The sequence below is a fragment of the Cronobacter sp. HA18003 genome (assembly GCF_011605905.1).
GTDB lineage: Bacteria > Pseudomonadota > Gammaproteobacteria > Enterobacterales > Enterobacteriaceae > Cronobacter > Cronobacter sakazakii.
The window spans coordinates 390,100-413,971 of the sequence record NZ_JAANQO010000021.1; the positions used below are offsets into that span (position 1 = coordinate 390,100).

Annotated in this window: 25 protein-coding genes; 13 read left to right on the forward strand and 12 right to left on the reverse strand. The window is 54.8% G+C overall.

Features of this window, described 5'->3' with window-relative positions; translation table 11 throughout:
- Nucleotides 1-2,019, reverse strand: coding sequence for a DUF3289 family protein (locus G6041_RS12985; RefSeq protein WP_054628557.1), 2,019 nt, complete (start codon nucleotides 2,017-2,019; stop codon nucleotides 1-3).
- A gap of 15 nt (nucleotides 2,020-2,034) precedes the next feature.
- Complete coding sequence (locus G6041_RS12990; protein ID WP_041460367.1) at nucleotides 2,035-4,326, reverse strand: type VI secretion system Vgr family protein; 2,292 nt, start codon at nucleotides 4,324-4,326, stop codon at nucleotides 2,035-2,037.
- Between the two features lie 551 nt (nucleotides 4,327-4,877).
- Between G6041_RS12990 and G6041_RS12995 the strand changes: the two genes are divergently transcribed.
- Entirely contained in the window at nucleotides 4,878-5,498 is a 621-nt protein-coding gene (locus G6041_RS12995; RefSeq protein WP_012123752.1) for a DUF2238 domain-containing protein, read from the forward strand.
- A gap of 27 nt (nucleotides 5,499-5,525) precedes the next feature.
- Here G6041_RS12995 and G6041_RS13000 read toward each other — a convergent pair whose 3' ends face one another.
- Complete coding sequence (locus G6041_RS13000) at nucleotides 5,526-6,479, reverse strand: LacI family DNA-binding transcriptional regulator (RefSeq protein ID WP_007764195.1); 954 nt, start codon at nucleotides 6,477-6,479, stop codon at nucleotides 5,526-5,528.
- 290 nt (nucleotides 6,480-6,769) lie between these two features.
- Here G6041_RS13000 and G6041_RS13005 point away from each other — a divergent pair, with 290 nt between their 5' ends.
- From G6041_RS13005 to G6041_RS13020, 4 genes are all read left to right on the forward strand, one after another.
- Nucleotides 6,770-7,084 carry a PTS sugar transporter subunit IIB gene (locus tag G6041_RS13005; protein WP_004384873.1) on the forward strand — a complete coding sequence of 105 codons (315 nt, stop codon included), beginning with the start codon at nucleotides 6,770-6,772 and terminating at the stop codon, nucleotides 7,082-7,084.
- A gap of 16 nt (nucleotides 7,085-7,100) precedes the next feature.
- A complete protein-coding gene (locus tag G6041_RS13010; protein WP_004384872.1) occupies nucleotides 7,101-8,426 on the forward strand; it encodes a PTS cellobiose transporter subunit IIC in 1,326 nt (441 codons plus the stop codon).
- A 135-nt stretch (nucleotides 8,427-8,561) separates the two neighbouring features.
- A complete protein-coding gene (locus G6041_RS13015) occupies nucleotides 8,562-8,867 on the forward strand; it encodes a PTS lactose/cellobiose transporter subunit IIA (RefSeq protein ID WP_004384871.1) in 306 nt (101 codons plus the stop codon).
- A 160-nt stretch (nucleotides 8,868-9,027) separates the two neighbouring features.
- Nucleotides 9,028-10,407 (forward strand): carbohydrate porin, encoded by a 1,380-nt coding sequence (locus G6041_RS13020; protein WP_012123749.1) that lies wholly within the window; start codon nucleotides 9,028-9,030, stop codon nucleotides 10,405-10,407.
- 72 nt (nucleotides 10,408-10,479) lie between these two features.
- Here the strand turns inward: G6041_RS13020 and G6041_RS13025 are convergent, their stop codons facing one another.
- From G6041_RS13025 to G6041_RS13035, 3 genes are all read right to left on the reverse strand, one after another.
- On the reverse strand, nucleotides 10,480-11,610 hold the full coding sequence (locus G6041_RS13025) for a mechanosensitive ion channel family protein (protein WP_007897767.1): 1,131 nt from the start codon (nucleotides 11,608-11,610) through the stop codon (nucleotides 10,480-10,482).
- A 162-nt stretch (nucleotides 11,611-11,772) separates the two neighbouring features.
- On the reverse strand, nucleotides 11,773-12,270 hold the full coding sequence (locus G6041_RS13030; protein WP_004384868.1) for a TIGR00645 family protein: 498 nt from the start codon (nucleotides 12,268-12,270) through the stop codon (nucleotides 11,773-11,775).
- 75 nt (nucleotides 12,271-12,345) lie between these two features.
- Entirely contained in the window at nucleotides 12,346-12,846 is a 501-nt protein-coding gene (locus G6041_RS13035) for an ESA_00282 family adhesion-associated protein (RefSeq protein ID WP_007774537.1), read from the reverse strand.
- A 105-nt stretch (nucleotides 12,847-12,951) separates the two neighbouring features.
- Between G6041_RS13035 and G6041_RS13040 the strand changes: the two genes are divergently transcribed.
- Both G6041_RS13040 and G6041_RS13045 read left to right on the forward strand, forming a co-directional pair.
- Nucleotides 12,952-13,353, forward strand: coding sequence for a hypothetical protein (locus G6041_RS13040; RefSeq protein ID WP_004384867.1), 402 nt, complete (start codon nucleotides 12,952-12,954; stop codon nucleotides 13,351-13,353).
- A 5-nt stretch (nucleotides 13,354-13,358) separates the two neighbouring features.
- Nucleotides 13,359-13,778 (forward strand): hypothetical protein, encoded by a 420-nt coding sequence (locus G6041_RS13045; RefSeq protein WP_007852165.1) that lies wholly within the window; start codon nucleotides 13,359-13,361, stop codon nucleotides 13,776-13,778.
- Here the strand turns inward: G6041_RS13045 and fucR are convergent.
- Nucleotides 13,764-14,504 (reverse strand): L-fucose operon activator, encoded by a 741-nt coding sequence (gene fucR / locus G6041_RS13050; protein ID WP_012123748.1) that lies wholly within the window; start codon nucleotides 14,502-14,504, stop codon nucleotides 13,764-13,766. The genes G6041_RS13045 and fucR overlap by 15 nt on opposite strands.
- A 169-nt stretch (nucleotides 14,505-14,673) precedes the next feature.
- On the opposite strand from fucR, the gene G6041_RS13055 reads away from it, so the two are divergent.
- Entirely contained in the window at nucleotides 14,674-15,570 is an 897-nt protein-coding gene (locus tag G6041_RS13055) for an SDR family oxidoreductase (RefSeq protein ID WP_007897776.1), read from the forward strand.
- 68 nt (nucleotides 15,571-15,638) lie between these two features.
- On the opposite strand, the gene exbD is transcribed toward G6041_RS13055, so the two are convergent.
- Together exbD and exbB are read right to left on the reverse strand one after the other, a co-directional pair.
- Nucleotides 15,639-16,064 (reverse strand): TonB system transport protein ExbD, encoded by a 426-nt coding sequence (gene exbD / locus G6041_RS13060; RefSeq protein WP_004386053.1) that lies wholly within the window; start codon nucleotides 16,062-16,064, stop codon nucleotides 15,639-15,641.
- A 4-nt stretch (nucleotides 16,065-16,068) separates the two neighbouring features.
- Nucleotides 16,069-16,803, reverse strand: a complete 735-nt coding sequence (gene exbB / locus G6041_RS13065; protein WP_007871016.1) for a tol-pal system-associated acyl-CoA thioesterase — start codon at nucleotides 16,801-16,803, stop codon at nucleotides 16,069-16,071.
- Nucleotides 16,804-17,052: 249 nt separating this feature from the next.
- Between exbB and metC the strand changes: the two genes are divergently transcribed.
- Nucleotides 17,053-18,240, forward strand: coding sequence for a cystathionine beta-lyase (gene metC, locus G6041_RS13070; protein WP_054628556.1), 1,188 nt, complete (start codon nucleotides 17,053-17,055; stop codon nucleotides 18,238-18,240).
- A 117-nt stretch (nucleotides 18,241-18,357) separates the two neighbouring features.
- Nucleotides 18,358-19,011: a DedA family general envelope maintenance protein YghB gene (gene yghB, locus G6041_RS13075; RefSeq protein WP_004386049.1), complete on the forward strand. Its 654-nt coding sequence runs from the start codon at nucleotides 18,358-18,360 to the stop codon at nucleotides 19,009-19,011.
- A gap of 28 nt (nucleotides 19,012-19,039) precedes the next feature.
- Here the strand turns inward: yghB and G6041_RS13080 are convergent, their stop codons facing one another.
- A complete protein-coding gene (locus tag G6041_RS13080) occupies nucleotides 19,040-19,933 on the reverse strand; it encodes an AraC family transcriptional regulator (protein ID WP_007897793.1) in 894 nt (297 codons plus the stop codon).
- A 190-nt stretch (nucleotides 19,934-20,123) separates the two neighbouring features.
- Between G6041_RS13080 and yqhD the strand changes: the two genes are divergently transcribed.
- The 3 genes from yqhD to G6041_RS13095 all read left to right on the forward strand — a co-directional run bounded on the left by yqhD (nucleotide 20,124) and on the right by G6041_RS13095 (nucleotide 22,806).
- On the forward strand, nucleotides 20,124-21,287 hold the full coding sequence (yqhD, locus tag G6041_RS13085) for an alcohol dehydrogenase (protein ID WP_012123745.1): 1,164 nt from the start codon (nucleotides 20,124-20,126) through the stop codon (nucleotides 21,285-21,287).
- A gap of 105 nt (nucleotides 21,288-21,392) precedes the next feature.
- Nucleotides 21,393-22,220 carry a 2,5-didehydrogluconate reductase DkgA gene (gene dkgA, locus G6041_RS13090; RefSeq protein WP_007774512.1) on the forward strand — a complete coding sequence of 276 codons (828 nt, stop codon included), beginning with the start codon at nucleotides 21,393-21,395 and terminating at the stop codon, nucleotides 22,218-22,220.
- A 76-nt stretch (nucleotides 22,221-22,296) separates the two neighbouring features.
- Entirely contained in the window at nucleotides 22,297-22,806 is a 510-nt protein-coding gene (locus G6041_RS13095) for a DUF3828 domain-containing protein (protein WP_004386043.1), read from the forward strand.
- A 59-nt stretch (nucleotides 22,807-22,865) separates the two neighbouring features.
- Here the strand turns inward: G6041_RS13095 and G6041_RS13100 are convergent, their stop codons facing one another.
- Nucleotides 22,866-23,168 carry a putative quinol monooxygenase gene (locus tag G6041_RS13100; protein WP_004386042.1) on the reverse strand — a complete coding sequence of 101 codons (303 nt, stop codon included), beginning with the start codon at nucleotides 23,166-23,168 and terminating at the stop codon, nucleotides 22,866-22,868.
- A gap of 58 nt (nucleotides 23,169-23,226) precedes the next feature.
- Nucleotides 23,227-23,862: a glutaredoxin 2 gene (gene grxB, locus G6041_RS13105; RefSeq protein ID WP_004386041.1), complete on the reverse strand. Its 636-nt coding sequence runs from the start codon at nucleotides 23,860-23,862 to the stop codon at nucleotides 23,227-23,229.
- Nucleotides 23,863-23,872 lie beyond the last annotated feature (10 nt).

The window sequence follows — 23,872 nt, forward strand, 5'->3', positions numbered from 1 at the left end:
TTAGTCTCCCTCAATCCAAACACTAAAATTCGCCTCATTAATAAAGGGCTTGAAATCATAGTGCTGATAACGTTGCAAAATAAACCATGAGCAAAACCAGGGGATAACTTCAAACCCTTTACCATTCATATCTGCTGTATCCAGCCCAAAATGATCCTGGATACAAAATGACAGACGTGCTTTAAAAGTTACGCGATTTGGCATACCAACATTAGCATCAAAAACATCAAGCTCATCGATATATATGTTTGTTGAATATGTATCATGAATAGCGATACCGAGTCCATTAACCCAATCATAATCATCAAACTTTGGTAGCTTTATCCGGCTTCCTATGTCGTTACTTAAATTCTCCAGATCCAACATAGATAATGGCTTGAAATTATTTTCATTTAATCTTTGACTGATCAGCCTTTTAATTTCTTCAACGCACATCTTCGTGGTTTTATGCTCTAAAAAGGCTTTATTAAGAAGCTCATGCCTCAATATACCACCTTCGTTCCTTTTAAATTTATCCAGCATAATTCTAATTAACGGAGAATATTCCCCCCAGGCAGTCCATTCGGCCATATTGTCCATTGTGGCGAAATGCTCTTCCAATGTCTTGTCAAAATTAAAGAAACTCTTCTTAAGTTCCTTGCCATAAATATTAATCTTGTTTACCTTTCCCTGCTCCAGGATCTGCTCTTTGTTTAAATCTCCGTGACGCATATCATCAACAGTGAAATCATTCATTTTTTTATGCTTAATACTATTAGCACTTGAATAGATGAGCCGGCGTTCTGCTTTCTGTAGTTGGATAATCAGGCCTCGGGGATCGAAATGCCAGACCTGGCCAGTTAACTCGCTCTGAATACTTGCTGGCAGTTTTTCAAAAAACGATAACGCCTTCACATATTCCTTCAGGGCCGTGTAACTCTTATCATTCATGGGTTCAGACAACGAAGCATTAGGTTTTTTTAGCCATGAAAATCGTGCATCAAATGATGAAAAGTCCCACTCCAGGGGAAATTTACAAATAAACCGGGTGAAATCCGCACACCGTTTCTCCCGTGCTTTTTTTACTATTTTTGAATTACATTGGCTGTCTGGGGTTAAATCATCGTCTACAAGAATCCATCCGGCCCAGTCCGGAAAATCAGCATCTGTCCAGGTCTTAATTTTAGGTGAGGATACATCTACCCATCCCTCGCCACCAGGGTAAATCACCTTAACCCACTCACTGTATATTTGATGTCCCCTGACGACCGGTGTGGGCTCGCAAATATAGTCTACAGCTATCGCCGTTTCTCCCACCAAATCGTAACTTCCATCAACCTTACGCATCGTGCGTGTTTTCGTTCCTTCATGGACAATATAGAGCTCTATAGAAGTGTGACAAAATGGGAAGAGTGATAACTCATAAGGCGAGTTTCCATTATATACGGGCGTTCCCGCAGGAAAATAAAAGTAGCGATTACCGTAGCGAGATTTAGCTCTACCCGAAGCACTAATATCCAGATACCCGCGATCACGACCACAAATTATCTTCAACATTTCAGCAGAGCAGCACATCTGAAAATGGTAAGCGTTGCGTCCACCAACCATACCTGTAGTACCAATGATCTGCCCCCGTCTGACGTTAATACCAGACTTGCTCAGAATTTCCGGGCGCACCTGCTTCATATGCATTGTGAGTGAATAAAACACGCAGGTTTCCGGAATTTCACCAATCAGCATTTCATGGCGGATAAGCACACAACCGTTATCCGTTGCACCCTCATAGTTGAGAGGTTTCGTACCTCGTTTTTCTGGTGAAGCCGGATAGCTTGCCCAGACAACCACACCATCAGCAACAGCTCTCAGCGGGTTAGCGAACACACCTGAATCAGTATGAGGGATGTGAATTCCGCCATGCCATGACTCAACGCCATTTACAGGAAAACCCCGAGCCGGGTCGACAGGCATAGTACGCATAACCCAGGAGGCATAATCTTCATCATCCTTACGGGGAAATAAAATTGGCGGTGAAATATGCATTAGCGAGCTCCTTGCTTATGAAAATAAAAATACGTTGAGTGCCGCAGGCATTTCTTCAACACTATTGTATGAAGGCAAATCAACAGCCATCGCAGCCGCCGCCCCTACATACGTTCGCGGCACCCTGCGCAGATACACTCCGGTCGTGCCATATTCGATTTTCCCTTGTTCTATTTTCAGGTAGCTGCCACCGCCGATAAGCGTGATGCGCTTCTTGCCGGCAAAGGAAATATCGCGGGTGGAGGTCATCGTCAGCTTCTTCTGTGCCGCCAGACTCATCCTGCCGTTCTGCGCCTGCATCCCGACTGGCCCCTCGCCGGATTTCAGGCTCAGCGGGCCGGTGTGGGCAAACAGGCCGAGTTTGTCACCCGCCAGCACTGTCATATTCCCCATCACGCCGACACTGATATCGCCCCCGGCATTGATGGCCACGTTTTTCGCGGCGGCAAGCTGCATATGCTCACCGCTGGTGAACGCCACGCCTTGCGGGCCATGAGCATGAATCATCTGGTTGAGCGGCCTGAGGCGCTCGTTAAACATGGCGGTCTGGCTGGCGATATCCGCCTGTAATGCCTGCGCCTGCTCTGCGACGCGGCTAAGCTCTTCAATCTGTTGCAGACAAAGCGCGATCTCTTTCAGGGCCGTTTCCATGTCCAGCACTTCGCCTGCGGCTCTGGCCTGCCCTTCAGCGGTGATGAACAGCCCTTTCGCCACGCGAATGACGCCATACTCATCGGTGCGCAGTTCAAAGCCCGCGCCACGCGATTTTCCCTGCGCGTCAGCGACCTGCCCCTCATTTAGCTGTGACGCGCCATAAGGCGTGGTCAGCGCGATATGCTCTTCGCCGCGCCGGTCTTCCATGCGTAACTCGTTGTCGCCCGCGGTACGCAGAATGTTCTGGCTACGGTTGTCGCGATTCACCACATCAGCATGTTCAGAATCATGCAGCGCATGGGCGATGTAGGGCTGATCGATATCGCCATGACGCCAGGCGATCGCGACTTCTGTGCCATCAATAAGCGGCATATGCCAGCCTGCGTCCTCGGCGGTATAAGGCTTCGCCATTCTCAACCACACGTAGCCAAAACCCGGCTCGCTGTCGCTGCGGTCAACATCAAGCCTGACCCGGTAACGGCCGTACTCATCAAGATGGGCGTAGATATCGTGTTTCTCGCGGCTTTCCACACGGGCGGGCAGGGTTCCGTGAATTTCAGGGCGCGGCGGGCAATCCGGGCGAAAGCAGTAGCGCTCGGTGTATGGCTGTCCCCACACTGAAACATGCAGGCGGGAGTCACGTGCGCCCCTGTACGTCAGCAGGGTCATTAACACACCATTTTTCAGCGCGGTGATGATATCACCCTGGGGTTCCAGCACCTGGCCGGGCGCCAGATGGGGCGCGTTGCTGAAAAGATGCAGGCGGACTGATTTGTTCAGTTCACGCTCATGATCAATGCGCGCATAAAAGGCGCCGCTCTCCGTCGCGGGTTCAGGATCGTGCTCGTCCCCCTCTTCCTGATAGATGTCACCATAGCGGTAATGCTCGCCTGTCGTCACTGCCTCACTGCGCACAGCAACCTGCGCCTGCATGGGCGACGTGGCGCTACGGTAGTTATAACGGTTCACATGAGCCAGCCCTGATACGACGGTGTGCCAGCTACGCACGCCCCAGACGCTTTCCTCCGCCGACAACCCGGACGGCTCCCGGTAAGGCAACCGGATATTGAATTCATACTGAAGTTGCGTGTCGCCAAAAACCACCACATCAAGTTCTGTCGCGTCGTTCATCGCAAAGCGAAACCAGATGCCCACTTCGGCCAGAATCCGCTGGATAAATTCAATATCGGTTTCCCGCCACTGGGTGATGATGTCGCGGTACGGGTATTCGCGGGAAAGCCGAAACTCAAAATCCGGCCCTTCCAGGCCGTGCGCCCGCAGTACCTGCTCTACAACTTCAGGCACCGACTGGTTCTGGAAGATGGCGCAGCGACGGGTACGGGAGAGCAAAGCGAGACGAGATTCCAGCGTGACCGCATAATGAGACTGGTCAGCGTTTGTTGACAGCCACTCCAAACGGGTAATGACACCATAAATAGTTTTCAGCCCATTCATATCAAAACGGGCATACTTCATCAGGGCATCTTCGCGCGGAACGGTGTGCGGCGTGGTAAATTCAATTCGCCACGAAAAAGGTTCACTCAGCGCCTCCCGTCCTCTGAATATCAGCACATCGGGGTTTACAGGACAGCCGTTAATATCCAGGTGATAACGCGATAAAGAAATATTACCGGTGATTGCTGTATGTTTCATTCACTTACGTATCCCTGTAATAATAATGCTTTTATTTCAAAAGCACTTTAATGAAGTGATTATTCTCTTTTAATTATCTGCCAAAAACAAGTTATCGAAATTATCGCCGCGTTATTACAACGGATTTATTTGACCGTATCGCTAAATGCGTTTGAGTATAGTAATCCAGTAACGCATTGATAAACACGACAGTGGTCTTTTATTTCATTCATTATTTGTTATATGAAGCCTAGCCTTATTCATATTATTTATGCATTTACTTTTCCGGACCATTATTTGTGCTTCTGATGAGAGATTAAAGAAAAGAGATGATATCTGATACATCCCTTTATAAAGCGCACGCCCTGGTAACGCATCGGGGAAATGAGCCCTGGAGACAGGAGCTTTTAATTTGCACTTAAAGCGTTACGCCAGTAGCGGCTTTGCCATCGAATTATCTGCGTTCTGGATAAAGTTGATGGCTACCAGACCTCATCACTCCCGTTGTTCTCTCCTTGCAATCCCCCCCTTTTGCGCTAAACAGTAACTTTTACTCAAGTGAAGGATCGCTGATGCCGCTCTCCCGCTCGCTGTATCTACCCATCGGCACATTGCTGCTGGCGCTGCTGCTTATTCTCACCGCGCTGACCACCGAACGACGGCTCACCTGGCTGATGGAAGTGGTGCCGGTGTTTATCGTGGTGCCGGTGCTGTGGGCCACCGCGAAGCGCTACCCGCTCACGCCGCTGCTCTATGCGTTGATTTTCACCGGCTGCGTGTCGCTTATCGTCGGCGGGATGTATTCCTACGCGCGGGTGCCTGTCGGGTTTATGGTGCAGGAGTGGCTCGGGATGGCGCGTAACCCGTATGACCGGTTCGGCCATGTGTTGCAGGGTTTAGTGGTGTCGCTTTCAGCGCGGGAAGTGCTGGCGCGCGGCGGCTACCGGCTCGGCGCGAAAATGCTCGCGTTCCTGGTCTGCTGCGTGACGCTTGCTATCAGCGCCTTTTACGAGCTGATCGAGTGGTGGGTGGCGCTGGCGCTCGGCAAAGACGCGGATGATTTTCTCGGTACGCAGGGCGACGAGTGGGACACGCAGGCGGATATGCTTTGCGCGCTCCTCGGCGCGTTTATCTCGGTGTTTGCGCTGGCGCGCGGCCACAACCGCCAGCTTAAACGCGTAATGCGCGAATAAAAGCCGCCCGCAGGCGGCCTGATGCGTTTAGCGCTTGCGCATCTCCGGCAGGAAGAGATCGCCGCGCAGCACGCCGCTGCCCAGCACATCCTGCGTCTTCTCATTCAGCCAGCCCACAATGCGTGCGGCCATCACATCCATCGAATATTCAATGGCCGGAATGGTCGGCACGCCAGGCATTTGCAGCGTGCCCGCGAGGCTGAAGACCATGATGTCGTCCGGCACCGATTTATTAAACGCCTGAAGCTGCGGAATAACCCGCTGCGCCTCCTGGTCATCCGCCACCAGCAGCGCGTTGAAGTTAAGCGTTGTCGCGTTGTTGAGCAGCTCCTGCAACGCCACCGAGGAGGACGTGGCATCCATAAACACCAGATTGCGGTTAAACGGCAGGAAGTTGCGCTCCAGCGCCAGCTTATAGCCGAGCAGCACCTGATCGGCGAAGCCGTTGCCCTGCGGATAAATCAGGGCTATCTGGCGGCGGTTCTGCCGAATCAGATAGTTACAGGCGGTTTCCACCGCGAATGCGTGATCGTAATGCAGACTGGGGGCGTTTTCGCTCTCCATGCAGTCCACGAGGATCACATTTTCCTGGGTGATGTTTAACGGAAACCGCGCGCCGATAATCAGCACGTCGTCACACAGGCCGCTGGTGAGTTCGTCCAGCGCGTTCATCACTTCATGCTTGCTGTTAGCAAAGCGCAGCAGCAGGTGTTTCTGGTGCTGGCTGAGCTGTTTTTCCAGCGCGTAGAGATAGCCCGTGGTCTGGTTGATATTCTCCTGCGCGCAGATAACGCCGATACAGCCGGTGCTCTGGCTTAACAGCGACTGTGCGATAACATTGGGCCGGTAATTGAGTTCATCGACGGCTTTTAGCACGGCCTGACGGCTGGCTTCCTTTACGCCGCGCGATCCGCTCAACACCCGTGACACCGTGGCCTTTGAGACCCCGGCCAGACGCGATACGTCGTTGATTGTTGACATCTTTTTCCCCTGGCAGAAACCTGGCTTTCTGCGTCAAATCTTCATCAAAAATCGTTCAGATGATAACCGCCTGAAGTATATCCGTTTCCCGAAATCATGGAAACCGATTTTCCGTTTCGTGTCCGTGATACGCATTTCGCCCGAAAAGCTGTGACACAAATCCAATTAATTCTCGCGATAAAGCGGAGATCATGACGGGTTTCACACTTCTCTTTTTTATAAATGGAAATCGGTTTCCATATCCTATCCAATCATCTCCGCAATAAGTTTTTACATTTAAGGATGAGGCCATGTACAAGATTATGCTGTGTTGCTCTGCGGGGATGTCCACCAGTCTGCTGGTGAGAAAGATGGTTGACGCGGCAGGAGAACGGGATCTTCCCGTACAGATTGAAGCCTGGGGCGTTGCCGAATTTGATACGCAGTTTCCAAAGTATCAGGTGGTGCTGCTCGGGCCGCAGGTGAAGTATATGTTACCGACGCTGTCGCAAAAGGCTGCCGCTCACGGCATTCCTGTTCAGGCCATCGACATGATGGATTACGGAATGCAGCGTGGCGACAAAGTGCTGGATTACGCGCTCTCGCTTATTGAAGCCGCGCATTAGAAACAGGATCTCGCCCATGAGTTCTTTATATCAGTCGATGGTTGCCGTTATTGAACAGACGATTACGCCGCTCGCCGGGAAACTCGGCCAGCAGAAATATGTTATCGCTATTCGTGACGGCTTCACCGCGGCGCTGCCGTTCATGATTATCGGCTCGTTTATGCTGGTGTTTATCTTCCCGCCGTTCTCTGCCGATACCACGGTCGGCTTTGCCCGCGCCTGGCTCGATTTCTCGCAGACGTACCGCGAACAGCTAATGCTGCCGTTTAATCTCAGCATGGGCGTGATGACCTTTTTTATCTCCGTTGGCGTCGGCGCGAGCCTCGGGCGTCAGTTCCAGCTCGATCCCGTCATGGCAGGCCTGCTGGCGTTTATGGCGTTCCTGCTGGTAGCCGCCCCCTACGCCGACGGAAAAATCTCCACGCAGTATCTCTCAGGCCAGGGCATTTTCACGGCGCTGATTACGGCGATTTACTCCACCCGCGTCTACGCGTGGCTCAAGGAACACAAGGTGACCATCCGCCTGCCGAAAGAGGTACCGACCGGCGTGGCGCGCTCGTTTGAGATTCTCATTCCGGTTATCGCGGTGATGGGAACGCTGCACCCGCTGAACCTGTTTATCGAAGCGCAAACCGGCATGATCATGCCGCAGGCGATTATGCATCTGCTGGAGCCGCTGGTTTCCGCGTCGGACTCCCTGCCTGCCGTATTGCTCTCCGTGTTGCTGTGCCAGATCTTCTGGTTTGCGGGCATTCACGGCTCGCTTATCGTCACCGGCATTATGAACCCATTCTGGATGGCGAATCTCTCCGCCAACCAGGCGGCGCTGGCCGCGGGCGCTGCGCTGCCGCACACTTATCTGCAAGGCTTCTGGGATCACTACCTGCTGATTGGCGGCGTCGGCTGCACCCTGCCGCTGGCGTTTTTGCTCCTTAAAAGCCGGGCGACGCACCTGCGCACCATCGGCAAAATGGGCATCGTGCCGAGCTTTTTTAATATCAACGAACCGATTCTGTTCGGCGCGCCGATCATCATGAACCCCATTCTGTTTATCCCGTTCGTCTGCGTGCCGCTGGTCAACGCCGTACTGGCCTGGACCGCCACACGACTGGGGCTGATTGAACAGGTGGTGTCGCTCACACCCTGGACGACGCCTGCGCCCATCGGCGCTTCCTGGGCCGCCAACTGGGCGCTGGCCCCGGTGGTGATGTGCCTTATCTGCATGGTGATGTCAGCGCTGATTTATCTGCCGTTCCTGCGCGCCTATGAACGCTCACTTATTAAGACCGAAGAGCTGAAAGCGCGTAACGCGGCCCCACAGGCGCAAACCGTGACCGGATAATTCCCGTCGCGCCAGGGACGGCGCGGCTCAAATAACGACACCGGAAATAAGAGGCATTAAACGCGTGGCGGTATTTCGCTATGCGGGGAGCGTTACGCCTTTTTATTCCCTTTCATTAATGAAGAGTAACAAAGAATGATTGCACTGGAAGAAGCGGTAATGGAAATCATCGTCAATGCGGGGCAGTCGCGCAGCCTCTGCTTTGAAGCGCTGCACGCCGCGCGGGCGGGCAATTTCAGCGAGGCGCAACATCTGCTGCGCGAAGCCGACGGCTACGCCCGTCAGGCGCATAAGATGCAGACGAAGCTGATTGAGCAGGACGCGGGCGAAGGCCGCCAGCCGATGACCTTAATTATGGTTCATGCGCAGGATCATTTAATGAATTCCCTGCTGGCGCGCGAATTTTCTGAAGAGCTGATTCATTTATATCAGCGTCAGTAAATAAATTATTTTATTCGCGGCAGAAGATCTTCTGTGGGCGATAAATAAACCGCTGTACCCGAAACGACGTAAATACTCTTTCCCGATGATAGCGCATTAATTCTGGCCCGCCAGAAGGGAGAGCTGTTGTCTTAATAATAGTGACGATAAAGAGATAATTATGACTACGTTAAAAAAACTTCCATTAGCCCTGGCGGTTATCGCCGCCCTTTGCCCTGTATCTGTGCTCGCTCAGGAATACACCCAGGAACAGATTGACGCCATGGTGGCGAAAGCGGTGGATAAAGCACTGGCCGAGCGCCAGGCGAAAATCGACGCCGCCATGAACAAAAAAGCCGATGTGGTCACCGAGCCGCAAAGCCCAGCCCAGACGCCGGATCTGGCGATTCCGTTCGGCGTGAAGTTTACCGGCTACGCCCGTTATGGCGCGCATTACCAGAGCGGCGACCAGAAATATGTCGCGGTTGACGGCTCCTATAACGGCGCCTCCGCCATTGGCCGTCTCGGCAACGAAGGCAACGGCGGCGAATTCCAGCTCTCGAAGGCCTTTAAAGGCGGCAACGGCGCAATCTGGGATGTCAACGTGATGTTTGACCACTGGGGCGACGAAGTGAACCTGAAAAAAGCCTACGCGGGCGTGACTAATCTGCTGGAATCGAACCCGAAAGCCTATTTCTGGGCCGGCCGCGATTTCCACCAGCGTCCGCAACAGGGTATCAACGACTACTTCTGGATGAACCACGACGGCCAGGGCGCCGGGGTGAAGAACTTCGATCTGGGCGGTGTTCAGTTTGATGTGGCGGTGGTGGCCGCCGTGGAATCCTGTAGCCCGGAAGTGATGGAAGACGAAGCGAACCCGTCGCGCATCACCTGTACTGGCGGCTCCGGCACCGGCGATAAAGGCAACTACGCGGCGACATCGAAAATCCACGGCATGAAAGTCGGCCCGCTCGATCTGGAGCTGTACGCCAACTACGGCTTTGACTCAAAAGCCGTCGATCGCGATGAGCGCCTGAAAGCCTGGCAGGGCGGCGTGGTGCTGAGCCACACCAACGACAGCGGCGTGAATAAGCTCATCGCCCGCTACTCCGATAATTCAGACAACAGCGTGTATAACAAAACCGACGATCTGACCACGGTATACGCGAGCTTCGAAGGGCTGCACAGATTCACGCAGCAGGCCCAGGTGGAGTATCTGCTGGCGTTCCACGATTACGACAATGACCGTGACGACCGCGATAACCGCCGCAACTATAACGCCATCGTGCGTCCGATGTATTTCTGGAACGATGTCCACTCGACCTGGCTTGAAGCGGGCTGGCAGCGCGTTGATTACCAGGAAGGCGGCGATAACAGCGGCTGGAAAGTGACGCTCTCGCAGAACATGTCTATCGCGATGGGCCCGGAATTCCGCCCGATGCTGCGCTTCTACGTGACTGGCGGCGAAGTGGATAACAAACGCACCGCCCGCGTCAATAATACCGACGACACCACGCTCGATTCGCTGAATATCGGCGCGATGTGGGAAGCCTGGTGGTAATCAGGCAGGGATAACGTACGCAAAAAAACCCGCCGCCGGCGCACCGGGGCGGGTTTTGCTGTTTATCGCGCGTTACGCCGGGCTTGCTGCGGGTGGGGTTCGGCCCTCTTCAGCCGCCTCCTGCGGCTTTTCTTCTTCCGGCACATCAGGCTGGATAATCACACGGCTTGGCAGCGCAAGGCGCACGCCCAGCTCCTGAAGCCCTTCCATAATGCGCAGGTTGATCTCCTGCTGCAGGTCCATGTACTGGTTGTAATCCGCCGTATTAATGATGTGCACCACTTCGTAGGTCAGGCGATCCTGATCAAAAGTGGCGAAGTGCGCGCGGTCGAAACGGGTATCACCGCTCTGCTCGATAATGGATTTCACCATCGGGCCAATCTGGCGCAGCTTCTCCGGCGGCGTGGAGAGCGAGACGCCAAAGGTAAATACGATACGGCGCGTCTGCATGCGTTTGTAGTTGTGAATGGTTTGCTGAAGCAGAATGGCGTTCGCGCAGACAATCTGCTCGCCGCTTAAGCTGCGGATACGCGTGGTTTTCAGGCCGATATGTTCGATGGTGCCGGAGACATCGTTAAAGACGATGAAATCGCCAATTTCAAAGGGTTTGTCAAAGCCAATCGAGAGCGAGGCGAACACATCGCTTAACACCGTCTGCACCGCCAGCGCAATAGCGATACCGCCGACGCCGAGGCTCGCCACCAGCGCGGTGATATTGACCCCGGCGTTAGCAAGAATCGACAGCAGCATCACCGCCCAGATCAGCGCGCGGATTATCAGCCCCAGAATAACCATCGTCACCGGATTACGGTGCGTGCCAGGGCGCATTAGGGAATGGTGCAGCCACGACTGCACCGCCTGATCGAACCAGAGCGCGATTTGCAACGCCAGCACCAGAAACCAGGCGTGGGAAATGGTACTGTGTATCCGGTCAGGCAGGCTGACAAACTGCAAACTGAAAAGAAAGGCGGCGAAGAGGATCAAAATGCGTCGCGTCTTTCTTAATACGTCGAGAAAGACCTTATACGCTGAGCCGTTATTATGTTCCTCCGCCCAGCGCGCGATGCGCTTGTGCAGTATCGCGAGAATTTTACTGACGACCCAGTAAGTGACGAGGGTTATCGCCAGCACCAGCAAGACATTTCCCCAGAACGTTAATGATGTCATCAGGCGCAAAAAATTGGTGTGCAGAATGTAATCCATTCTTCCTCCCTGGTCGGTAGCCCTAAAGTGAAACCTGAGTATAGACCATCGCTAAGAGGGCTCTTTTCATAGGGTTAGGCTGTCTTCAAGCATAAAAAAAGCCCCTCATCAGAAGGGGCTTAATGCAGAAATTAACAGAGCGGGGCTTCACGCCGTAACGGCTTAATACCCTTTTGAGCGGGAGATTTTATCCAGATACCCCATCACAAACGCCGACAGCACAAATGTCAGGTGGATAATGACATACCACATCAATTTATTATCCGGCACGTTCTTCGCATCCATAAAGACACGCAGCAGGTGAATGGAGGAGATGGCGACAATCGACGCTGCCACTTTATTTTTCAACGAGCTGGCGTCCATTTTCCCCAGCCAGCTCAGTTTTTCCTTACCTTCATGAATATCAAGCTGGGAGACGAAGTTTTCATAGCCGGAAAACATCACCATGACCAGCAATCCGCCCACCAGCGTCATGTCTACCAGCGACAGTAACAGCAGGATCAGATCCGCCTCAGCAATCGTCAGAATGTTCGGCAGAACGTGAATAATTTCCTGGAAGAATTTGACGGTCAGCGCCAGCAGCGCCAGAGAAAGCCCGAAATAAACCGGGGCCAGCAGCCAGCGTGAGGCGTACATTGCGTTTTCGATAAAGCGTTCCATAGCGTCCTGAAAAATAGCCAGAATGGCTTTCAGTATAACGCACAGAGGTGACGGTCTGACAACAGACGGAAGGGATCAGACCTGGGTGATATCGACCTGCGGGCGCTGGAACTCGGGCCAGACGATCGCCACCAGTTGCGGATAGGCTTCCTGGCTGAATTCATGGAAGCAGTGGCGCAGGTTGAGCACTTCGATATCAGAGAAAGTGACTAACTCACCGTTCAGACAGCGTTTTTTTAAATTATCGTAATATTTATAAACGGCTGAATTAAGATTACTGCAACGGCGCTGCGCCTCAAATAAACCCGGCGTGGCGTTCAGTTCTTCAAATGTCATTTTTTTAATGGTGGCGTTCGTAAAATCGATATATTCATGATTAACGCGCCAGTACCACAATGGCGTAATTGCGTTAAGGAGCGCGGAGAAATGGTCCTCGCCCTCTTCTTTGTTACGCGGCGGGATGGGATCTGCGCCAGAAGCGTTGTCTGGTTTATTGGCACCATTTTCTTTCATAAAAAAAAGCACGCCGCTTAAAAGCAGCAGCAAGGTAATGACAGAATAAAAAATACTGTTCATGCGCAGGCTCCGTTTTTTTTGATTTTAATTTTCCGGCATGTTATTGTCAACGAAAACCATCCGGCGTATTTCTTTATCCTTCTGATATAAAAGGAAATAACATCAATGTTGCCCGACAATCTTGTGCCGGCGCGTTATCGTATTCCCACACCCGACAACCACCCCTCCGGCGAACAAAATAGCGAAAATTTAACTCAGGGAAAGCCAAAGCTCGAAGAATATGAAACGGACATATTGAGCGGCAAATCTCTGGCGGGCCAGAGCGGCAACGTACTGCTGGAAGAACGCGACCGCCATATTAAAGCACGCCTGCTCAGTGTGGTTAAAATTGAGGCTTACACTAAAGTCCTGAATAAACTGGTCGAAGATAATGCTATTAGCGCTGAAGAATTGGCTGAACTGATCGCCACGAAAACCGCGCAGATAAATGAAGCGGGTAATAAAATTTGGCTTAATCTCATTACCCAGGAAAAAGACGCCCCCGTTTTTTATAAGTTCGAGGATTAACTGGCGTGACGGAAATAACCTCCAGCCACCAATATTTCACTTTAGATAAGCAAGAAGAACAGAAATTTATCTTAAGTCAGAATTTGCAGGCGCTGATTAATGAAAAAAATGAAGCCATTGCCGGTTATACCCGGGCCGTGCTGACGATCCCGGCCGCCCTGGTTCAGCTGAAATGGCAAAATCGCCGCGAAATCTATCCGTTTCTGGTGAAAGAAGAGGTTTATGGCGCTGTACTTGAAGAGATCATGAAGCGTTATCCGCAGCTGCGCGCGCAAATCCTGACGGCGATTGAAGAAAATTATCAGCAGATTAAAGCGCAGGAAGCCGAAACGCTGATGTTAAGCCGCAGGCTCGCCGAGGGTAACTGCCAGACTTCTTCCGTCACGCCGCTTCCCGAACCGCCCGTTGCCTCACCCGACAAGTAGCGCGCCCGCGTTCTGTCCGCCGTTTTCCTCCTGCGTTATTACCTCCGTCACCTGATCCAGCGTTCCGATTTGCACATCCCCGGTACGATTACGCTTGCTTCGGTCTATCAACAGCAGCGATTGCGCCGCCCGGCGCAGCAGCAGCGTTTTGTACTCCGCGTTCCACGAGCGCGCGTCCCAGATGGTGCCCGCTTCATCAATCCCCTGGCATGAGAAAAGAAACAGATCGATATCAATATGCTTCAATAACGCAGGCAGCGACGGGTTTTCATAACAGGCGGCCTGACGATGCAGGATGCCGCCGGTGCTGATAAGCATTATCTGCTCGCGTCTGGCGACCTCCTGCCCTACCCGCACGCTGTTGGTGAAAATGGTGAGCGGGATATCCGGCAACTGCCGCGCCAGATACCAGCAGGTGGTGCTGGCATCGAGCGCCACCACCATTCCGGCGTCGAGCCAGTTTAGCGCATTACGCGCGATATCCATCTTATGCGCATGGTGGCTTTTCATGCGCGCCTGGAACGGATCGTCATGGCTTTGCACATCACGCCGTAGTGCCCGCGCCCGCCCGTGGCTGCGCAGAATTTTCCCGGCGCGCTGCAGCTCGCTCAGATCGCGCCGGATGGTCTCCTGACTTACAGCAAGGCGGTGCGCCAGCGCCTGGGTGCTCAGCGCCTCATGCGCCCACAAGAGCCTGATAATCTTCTGCTGACGCTCATTTTTCATCCTGCTGCTCCGTCGGTGAATGGCCTGGATTGCACGCTGTTCATTATTGCAGCAGGCACACGGAAAGGAGAACCGGGCCGCGCCGGAAATACAGAAAATCCTGATAATTTCCGCCAACGCAGCATGAGGCACTACCCTTAGAGGACGCTTTGATAACGAGGAGGAACTTATGGCGAACGACCAGAACAAGATCCAGGACCCGACGACCCAGTACTTCACCGGGGAATATCCAAAGCAGAAACAGCCTGCGCCGGGCATTCAGGCCAAAATGGAGCCGGTGCCGGACTGCGGTGAGAAAAGCTACAAGGGAAGTGGTCGCCTTCAGGATCGTAAGGCACTGGTGACAGGGGGCGATTCCGGTATTGGTCGCGCTGCCGCCATTGCTTACGCGCGAGAAGGCGCGGACGTGGTGCTGAACTACCTCCCGGAGGAGCAGCAGGACGCCGAAGAAGTGAAGGCGCTGATTGAAGAGGCGGGCCGCAAAGCGGTGCTGATCCCAGGCGATCTGACCGACGAGAAATTCGCCCGCGATCTGGTGCATCGCGCCATTAAAGAGCTGGGCGGGCTGGATATTCTGGCGCTGGTGGCCGGTAAACAAACCGCCGTTGAGGATATCGCGAATCTCACCAGCGAGCAGTTCCAGAAAACCTATGCGACTAACGTGTTCGCGCTGTTCTGGATAACCCAGGAGGCGCTGCCGCACCTGAAACCGGGTGCCAGCATTATCACCACGTCATCCATTCAGGCGTATCAGCCAAGCCCGCATCTGCTGGATTACGCGTCCACGAAGGCCGCTATCCTCAACTACAGCCGCGGGCTTGCCAAACAGGTAGCGGAAAAAGGCATTCGCGTGAATATCGTGGCCCCAGGCCCTATCTGGACGCCGCTGCAAATCTGCGGTGGTCAGCCGCAGGAGAAAATCCCGCAGTTCGGCCAACAGACGCCGCTTAAGCGCGCAGGCCAGCCGGCGGAACTGGCGCCGATTTATGTCTATCTGGCAAGCCAGGAATCGAGCTATGTCACCGCCGAGGTTCACGGTGTCACCGGCGGCGAGCACCTGAGTTAATCGCCCCTTCGGGACAATAAAAAAGCGCGGCTTATGCCGCGCTTTTTCTTTGGCTGAAGGCGTAAGCGTTACTTCGCTTTCGTCACTTCCTGTCCGACCAGGCCGATTTTCAGATAGCCCGCCTGATGCAGCGTGTCCATCACGTTCATCATGGTTTCGTAGTCGACGGTTTTATCCGCGCGGAAGAAAATCGTGGTGTCTTTCTTGCCGCCGGTCTGGGCGTCGAGCGCGCTAATCATCGAATCACGCGTCACCGGATCGTTGCCGATAAACATCGTTTTATCCGCCTTCACCGACAGATAGACCGGTTTTTCCGGGCGCGGCTGCGGCTCGCTGGACGCGGCCGGCAGGTTCACCTTCACATCGACCGTCGCAAGCGGTGCCGCCACCATAAAGATAATCAGCAGCACCAGCATTACGTCGATAAACGGCGTGACGTTAATTTCGTGCATTTCGCCGTTATCATCGAGATTTTCGTTAAAACGCATCGCCATAGGATTAACCTACACGCAGTTTCTGAGCGGTACGCACCGGCTGCGCCTGGGCGCTGGCTTCAAGATCCAGATCGCGGCTTTGCAGCAGCAGTACCTGGGCTGCCACATCGCCAAGCGTGGCTTTATAGCTGCCGATAGTGCGCGCGAAGATGTTATAGATAACCACCGCCGGAATAGCGGCGACAAGACCAATGGCCGTCGCGAGCAGCGCTTCAGCGATACCTGGTGCCACCACCGCGAGGTTGGTGGTCTGCGACTGCGCGATGCCGATAAAGCTGTTCATGATGCCCCACACGGTGCCGAACAGACCCACAAACGGCGAAATCGCGCCGATGGTCGCGAGATAACCGTTGCCGCGCCCCATGTGACGCCCTGCCGCCGCCACGCGACGCTCAAGACGAAAACCGGTGCGCTCTTTAATGCCTTCGTTATCTTCGCTGCCTGCCGAGAGTTCACGCTCATTCTGCGCTTCTTCAATAAGGCGCGCGCTCAGGCTTTTCGGGCCGAAACGTTCGGCCATTTCACGCGCGTCGTCCAGCGTGCGGGCGCCAGCCAGCTCCTGCTGTTCGCGCTTAAGGCGGCGTTTGTGGCCAGACAGCTCAACGCTTTTGCTAAAGAAAATCGCCCAGGTCACGACGGACGCCAGAATGAGGCCAATCATGACGATTTTCACCACGATGTCGGCATGCTGATACATGCCCCAGACGGAAAGATCCGTCTGCATCAAATTATTTCCCACTGTGCATCTCCAGGACGAAAGTCACAAAACTGCTCACAATGATATCAAAATGACATCGAATTGATAGTAGTTCTCATTAGTATTTGCATGGTGTGCCAGCGCGAAATTTTTTTCTTTGCGCTCAGACAGGAAAGGCGTTCAGATGACGTTTTTTCATCTTTGACGCCAGAATAAAAACAGCGCGAGGCGATGGCGATTTTCCGTGGTAACGTAGATTTAGACATCCAGACGTTCAGACAGGGGAAAGCCATGACCGACAAACACATTGAGACGGCGCTGGTGCAGGCCGGGCGCGCAAAACGTTACACGCAAGGCTCGGTGAACAGCGTGATTCAGCGTGCCTCATCGCTGGTGTTTGACAGCGTGGCCGCGAAAAAGCAGGCCACCGCCGGGCGCGCACAGGGCGAACTGTTTTACGGGCGACGCGGCACGCTGACGCATTTTTCGCTTCAGGAGGCGATGTGCGAGCTGGAAGGCGGCGCGGGTTGTGCGCTGTTTCCGTGCGGCGCGGCGGCGGTCGCCAACACGATTCTGGCGTTTGTCGAACAGGGCGATCATGTGCTGGTGACCAACAGCGCGTATGAGCCGACCCAGGATTTCTGCACCAAAATTCTCACGAAATTCGGCGTTACCACCACCTGGTTCGACCCGCTGGCGGGCGATGGCATCGCAAAGTACCTTCAGCCGAACACCAAAGTGGTGTTTCTGGAATCGCCCGGCTCCATCACGATGGAAGTTCACGACGTGCCCGCGATTGTTACGGCGGTACGCCGCGTCGCGCCGGATGCCATCATCATGATGGACAACACCTGGTCGGCGGGCATTCTTTTTAAGGCGCTCGATTTCGGCATTGATATCTCGATTCAGGCAGGCACCAAATATCTGGTGGGGCATTCGGACGCGATGATAGGCACGGCGGTTGCCAACGCCCGCTGCTGGGATACGCTTCGCGAGAACGCTTATCTGATGGGCCAGATGGCGGACGCCGATTCCGCGTATGTCACCAGCCGCGGCCTGCGCACGCTGGCGGTGCGCCTGCGTCAGCATCATGAAAGCGGTCTGCGCGTGGCGCAGTGGCTGGCGGCGCACCCACAGGTGGCGCGCGTCAATCACCCGGCGCTGCCGGGCAGCAAAGGCCATGAATTCTGGAAGCGCGATTTCAGCGGGGCCAGCGGCCTCTTCTCTTTTATTCTCGACAAACGCCTTAGCGACGCAGAGCTCGCGCATTATCTCGATAATTTCGCGCATTTCAGCATGGCCTATTCGTGGGGCGGCTATGAGTCGCTTATCCTCGCCAACCAGCCGGAAGAGCTTGCAGCGATCCGTCCGGCGGGCGGCGTGGACTTCACCGGCACGCTGGTGCGCCTGCATATCGGGCTCGAAAACGTTGAAGATTTAATCGCCGATCTCGACGCGGCCTTCCGTCGTATCGCCTGAAGTGAAAAAAAACCGCGTTATCCCAGGAAAAGAGAGGGTTTGTTGAACCTGTAGTGCAGATGTAACGGCCCATTTAGAGGTACAATAAGGCAATTCCGCTGTTCCACAGGATCTCCCATGGCTGTTATCCAGGATATTATCGCTGCGCTCTGGCATCACGATTTTGCCGCGCTGGCGGACCCGCACATTGTCGGCGTGGTCTGGTGTGTGATGTTTGCCACGCTGTTTTTAGAAAATGGTCTGCTGCCGGCGTCGTTTCTGCCGGGCGATAGCCTGCTGCTGCTGGCGGGCGCGATGATAGCGCAGGGCGTCATGGATTTTGTGCCGACGCTTGTGATCCTCACCAGCGCAGCAAGCCTCGGCTGCTGGCTGAGCTATGTCCAGGGGAGATGGCTTGGCAATACGCGTATTGTGCGCGGCTGGCTCGCGCAGCTACCGGCGAAATACCATCACCGCGCCACCTGCATGTTCGATCGCCACGGCCTGCTGGCGCTGCTGACCGGTCGTTTCCTGGCGTTTGTGCGCACACTGTTGCCGACGATGGCGGGCATCTCCGGGCTCTCTAACCGTCGCTTCCAGATCTTCAACTGGCTGAGCGCCGTGATTTGGGTCGGCGTGGTGACCGGCTTTGGCTATGCGCTCAGCATGATCCCGTTTGTAAAACGCCATGAAGATCAGGTGATGACCTTCCTGATGATCCTGCCCATCGCGCTGCTGGTCATCGGCCTGCTTGGCGCGTTGCTGGTCGTATTAAAGAAAAAAACGCAGTAAGTCTTTCCGGGCGGAGCGCAGGCTCCGCTCACGACAGCGCGCGCAGGCGCGCGGCATCTTCTCCCGGCGTCACCCCGAAATAGCGTTTAAATTCACGGCTGAACTGCGACGCGCTCTCATACCCTACCTGCATCGCCGCTGCGCTGGCCTTCATCCCGTTATGCGCCATCAGCAGCCGTGCTTTCTGCAACCGCCAGGTTTTCAGGTATTGCAGCGGCGAGGTGCTGGTCACCGCTTTGAAATTATGGTGAAACGCCGAGACGCTCATGTTGGCTTCCGCCGCCAGTTGCTCGACCGTCAGGCTTTCGGCGTAGCGGGTTTCGATGCGCCTTATCGCGCGGCTTATCAGACTGAAATGCGTCTGGCGGCTTACCAGCGCCATCAGCGCCCCGCCGCCCGGCCCTTTCAGCACGTGATAGAGAATTTCACGCACGATCTGTTTGCCAAGAATGCGCGCATCCAACGGCTGCTCCAGCACCTCCAGCAACCGCTCGACGGCGCAGAGAATGTCATCGGTCAGTACGCCGGAATTAATCCCGCACGAGCACGGCGCGGGCCGGAAATGATCATCCTCGCCAATCTCCATCACCAGCGCCTGAAGCTGGAGCACATCAATATTAATGCGAATGCCCGCGAGCGGTTCTTCCGCGGTGGCGAAGGTTTCGCACTCAAACGGCAGCGGCACCGTCAGCAGCAGATATTCACGCGGATCGTAACGGAAAACTTTATCGTTGAGATAACCCGTTTTATGGCCGGAAAAGAGAAATATGATGCCAGGCTGATAAATTACCGGCGTGCGCGCGCCGGGCGTCGTGCCGTAGAGCAGGCGTATCTCCGGCGGCAAAAAAGTCAGCGTTTTTTCTTTCTCTTTTAAGCGTTTAATTTCTTCTGTGATATTCCGACATATTGCATCGCGATTCATTAACAGCGACTCCAGACAGCCCTTTTAACCGGCGTTCAGTGTGCGCAAAAAATCCGATTTCCTCCAGAGGTAAAGAGAAATGGGCAAGAGAAAGGCAGGAATGAGCATTGAGGCTGTGCGTCACCGCGCCGAGAATAGACGTCAATGGTTCATGCCTGATGCATGACGTTTATTCCAGAAGGAGTTTTCGATGAACAACTTTAACCTCCATAACCCGACCCATATCGCTTTTGGTAAAGGCGCCATCAGCGAACTGCGCGCGCTCATTCCGGCAGACAGCCGCGTGCTGGTGACTTACGGCGGCGGCAGCGTCAAAAAAACCGGCGTGCTCGATCAGGTCTACAGCGCCCTGAACGGCCTTGACGTGCTGGAGTTCGGCGGTATCGAACCCAACCCGTCTTACGAGACGCTGATGAACGCTGTTGAGCTGGTGCGTAAAGAAAAAGTGACATTTTTACTCGCCGTCGGCGGCGGTTCTGTTCTTGATGGCACGAAATTCATCGCGGCCGCCGCGCACTATCCGTCCTCGCGCGATCCGTGGCATATCCTGGAAACCGGCGGTAGCGAAATCACCAGCGCCATCCCGATGGGCTCTGTCCTGACGCTGCCAGCAACCGGCTCAGAATCCAACAAAGGCGCGGTGGTTTCGCGTCGCGCCACCGGTGACAAACAGGCGTTCCACTCCGCGCATGTTCAGCCGCGTTTCGCCATTCTCGACCCGGTTTACACTTACACCCTGCCGCCGCGCCAGGTGGCGAACGGCGTGGTGGACGCTTTTGTTCACACCGTCGAGCAGTACGTCACGTATCCGGTGAACGCTAAAATTCAGGACCGCTTCGCGGAAGGCATTCTGCTGACGCTTATCGAAGAAGGCCCGAAAGCGCTGAAAGAGCCGGAAAATTACGACGTGCGCGCCAACCTGATGTGGGCCGCGACTCAGGCGCTGAACGGGCTTATCGGCGCGGGCGTGCCGCAGGACTGGGCTACGCATATGCTCGGCCATGAACTGACCGCGATGCACGGCCTGGATCACGCCCAGACGCTGGCGGTCGTGCTGCCGTCGCTCTGGAACGAGAAGCGCAATGAGAAGCGCGCCAAACTGCTGCAGTACGCTGAGCGCGTCTGGAATATCACCGAAGGCAGCGATGATGAGCGCATCGACGCCGCGATTGCCGCCACCCGCCGCTTCTTCGAAACCATGGGCACGCCAACCCGCCTGAGCGATTACGGTCTGGATGGCAGCTCCATTCCGGCGCTGCTGGCGAAGCTTGAAGAGCACGGCCTCACCGCGCTTGGCGAACATAAAGATATTACGCTCGACGTCAGCCGCCGCATTTACGAAGCCGCCCGCTAAGCTTTTTACCCGCGAGCTTTCGTTTTTGGCTATTTCGACCAGACTTAACTCACTGACTTGCGCCGGGGCAGCTTGCCCCGGTGTGTTAGCTCAAAAGGAGGAAATATGGCAAATCCAGGCGTAATTAAGCTGCATGACGGCAACCTGATGCCCCAGCTCGGCCTCGGCGTATGGCAGGCGACGAACGAAGATGTCGTCACCGCGATTCACAAAGCGCTGGAGGTGGGCTACCGCTCCATCGACACCGCCGCGGCCTATAAGAATGAACAAGGCGTGGGCGACGCGCTGAAAAGCGCGGGCGTTGCGCGCGATGAGTTATTCATCACTACCAAGCTCTGGAACGACGACCAGAAGCGTCCGCGTGAGGCGCTGGAAGAGAGTCTCGAAAAGCTGCAACTCGACTATGTGGATCTCTATCTGATGCACTGGCCGGTGCCGGCTATCGACCGCTATGTCGAGGCCTGGAAAGGCATGATTGAGCTGCAGCAGGAAGGGCTTATCAAAAGCATCGGCGTGTGTAACTTTAACGTTGAGCATCTGCAACGCATCATCGACGAAACGGGCGTGACGCCGGTTATCAACCAGATTGAGCTGCACCCGCTGCTGCAACAGCGCCAGCTGCACGCCTGGAACGCCACGCACAAGATCCAGACGGAATCCTGGAGCCCGCTGGCGCAGGGCGGCGAAGGCGTATTTGATCAGAAAATTATTCGCGAGCTGGCGGATAAATATGGCAAGACCCCGGCGCAAATTGTGATTCGCTGGCATCTCGACAGCGGCCTGGTCGTTATCCCGAAATCCGTCACCCCGACGCGCATCGCGGAAAACTTTAACGTCTGGGATTTCCGTCTGGATAAAGACGAACTCAGCGAAATCGCGAAGCTCGACCAGGGCAAACGCCTCGGCCCGGATCCAGAACAATTCGGCGGGTAATCGCGCCAGTTGGCGGCAAAAAGAAAAAACAGCATACTACGCAGGCCTGTTTACGGACGTTTGAGGACCAGTTCCGATGAAGCACCGCTTAGCGTTAGTTATGCTGTTTTTTTCCGCCAGCACGCTGGCGCAGGGGGACGCACAGACCCCCACGCAATTTCTGAAATCGCTCTACCAGAGCTATGCCAAAGGCAATGAACCGGTGGATTTTGCCAGTAAAGGCGAGCAGCAGATCCTCTCCGATCGCCTGCTGAGCCTGGTGGAAGAAGATACCCGTCTTTCCGGCGGTGAAGTCGGCTTTCTCGATTACGATCCCATCTGCTATTGCCAGGACTGGGACGATCTGGCCGTGGATAAGATAAACGTCACTAACAGCGACGCCACGCATGCCAAAGCCACGATTACCTTCCGCCCATTCCGCAGCTCACCGGATGCCACCACCCAGAGCTTTGCGTTGATTAACGAGAAAGGCCGCTGGCGCATCGACGACATCATGAACGGCAACGGCAGCCTCTATAAATCGTTGCAGGAGAGCGGCCAGCAGTTGCGCGCCGATAGCACGAACAACGATACCGTCTCTCCCTGAGATCTTGGTAATAAAAAACGGCTTGCCACTGGCAAGCCGTTTTTTTATCTGCGGCCGCGTTATTTCGCCGGGCCGCCCGCGAGTTTATCCAGCATCATTACGCTGGACGTTTCGATGTACTTCGGCAGCTCGGAGAAGAGATGAATGATGTGCGCCGACTGTAAATGCTTTTGCAGCAGTTCGCGGCTTTCCCACTCTTCCGTCCAGACAAAACGGCGCGGATTTTCCGTGTCGCGGTTGAGCTGATACACGATACAGCCCTCTTCGGCATGCGTTTTTTCGATGACGCCGCGAAAAAGCTGCTCAAGCGTCTCTTCCTTGCCAGGTTTACTGACGAAAATAGCTACTACCGGAACGGTCATGTTGTACTCCTGCAATCATATTTACCAGGACAAGCGGCGCGCCTTCTGCCCGTCGCGTTTATTTCGCCTGGGCGCTTAACAGCGCCACTCCCGTTTGCGCCGACACGCGCTCGATATACGCGCTCACCTGCGGGCCAAACGCCGCGCCTTTGACAATCGTGAGCGAGCGCAGCAGCGGGAAGAGAATAAAATCGGTGGTATCAATGGCCTGTCGCCCGGCTACCAGCGGCTCCAGCGCGTTCAGATCTGAATTCACCTGCGCGAGCAGCGCCGGCGTCTGCGCGCGCAGCGCGGCTAAATCGCCAAACGCTTTCTCTTCACGCGCGGTATAGGCGCGACGCGCTTGTGGCGTCGCCAGCTCGGCGAAATCGCCCTCGGTAAAGCGCGGGATCGCCAGATTAAACAGCGGGGTCGATACCGACTCGCACCACTGTTTAATCGCCTCATCCACCGGCGCGTCGGCCACGCGCGGCTGTGCAAGCCCATCCACGTAGCGCACGATATCCATGCTCTCCGGCATATACGTGCCGTCGTCTTTTTCAAGAATCGGCACCACCTTGCGCCCGACCATGCGGATCGGCGTGTCGGCATCGCCTTCCATAATGACGCACACCTCAACCGGCAGCTTTTTCAGGCCGAAAATCATCAGGGCGCGGACACAGAACGGGCAGTGCTCGTAGATATGCAGCTTCATGCAATTCTCC